Annotated in this window: 1 protein-coding gene; it reads left to right on the top strand. The window is 45.9% G+C overall.

The features are described 5' to 3' along the window. A partial coding sequence (locus HMPREF2904_RS07640; RefSeq protein WP_141751209.1) for a GBS Bsp-like repeat-containing protein occupies positions 1–1,189 on the top strand: 1,189 nt, incomplete at its 5' end. Positions 1,190–1,296: the final 107 nt, after the last annotated feature.

The following is a 1,296-nucleotide window of genomic DNA, read 5'->3' as shown; positions in this document are numbered from 1 at the left end:
AAACAAGTTTGTCAAGAAAGCCTTTATTGATTTCAAAAATCAATCACGTCCAACTGCTAGTCTCTTAATCCAAAACAACAACAAGGATGCGGGTACCTTTGATGTCATCATCAAGGATGTCTATAGCCCTAAAGGTGTGCGGACTGTGCAAGTTCCTACTTGGTCTGATAAGGACGGCCAAGACGACATCCGCTGGTATGAAGCGACTCGTCAAGCAAACGGAGACTACAAGGTATCTGTAAAAGCGAGTGACCACAAGAACTCTACTGGTCAGTACCATGTTCATCTTTACTATATTCAAAATGATGGTTCTCGTGTGGGTGTCGGTTCAACGACTACAGAAGTTGAATTCCGAAATGCTCAGACGAAGACACAAACAGGGATCAAGAATGTCAATTCTGGTGCTGGAACCTATACAGTAACGGTGGATCAAGCGCCTCAAGGCCGTCGGATTAAGAACATCCGTGTCGCAGCCTGGTCTCAAGCACACCAAGAAAATCTTTTCTGGTATTCAACAGCACCTTCTGGAATGCACACAGAAGTGCAGGTCTCTGCAACAAATCACCAGTACCAATCAGGTAACTATACCACTCACGTCTATGTGGATTATGTCGATGGTGGCGTTGAAGGCTTTAACCTTGGTCAAACAGCCCTTCATCCCCGTGCGACAGTAGATCAAACTGCTTTTAGTCCTCGTGTAACGAATGGACAACGGGACCGTGTCTTACGGGCAGCAGCTAGTCTAGTGGGCGTTCGTGGCGGCACTGCAGCTCACCAACAATTGGTCAATGATTATAACAGTGTTAAACCACTTCCAGTTGGTTATGCAGTGAAGACGACCGATGACTGGTGTGATATCTTTGTCACAACAGTCTTCCAGCGGGAAGGTTTGAGCGGTTTGATTGGCCGTGAATGTGGAGTCGAACGTCACATCCAGATCTTCAAACGCTTGGGCATCTGGAATGAAGATGGTACCACTACACCAAAAGCAGGGGACATCATCACCTTTAACTGGGATCAAAATAGCCAACAAAACAATGGCTTTGCGGATCACATCGGAATTGTCGAGAGCGTCTCAAACGGAATCATTCATACCATTGAAGGAAACTCCAACAACCAAGTCCGTCGCAATACCTACCGAATCGGACATGGCAATATTCGTGGATTTGCAACCCCACGCTATCAATAATAAAAAGGGAGTGGGAAAGAACTCTGACTAGTTAAAAAGAGTTCGTCTTCCCACCCCCGCACAGTTGATTAGGTCATCTTTGGAGCTTAAAAAGCGAACAAAGATGC

Source organism: Streptococcus sp. HMSC072G04 (genome assembly GCF_001813295.1).
In the GTDB taxonomy this organism is placed as follows: Bacteria; Bacillota; Bacilli; order Lactobacillales; family Streptococcaceae; genus Streptococcus.
Note: the sequence above shows the minus strand (reverse complement) of the source record. Positions and strands in the feature narration are given on the sequence as shown.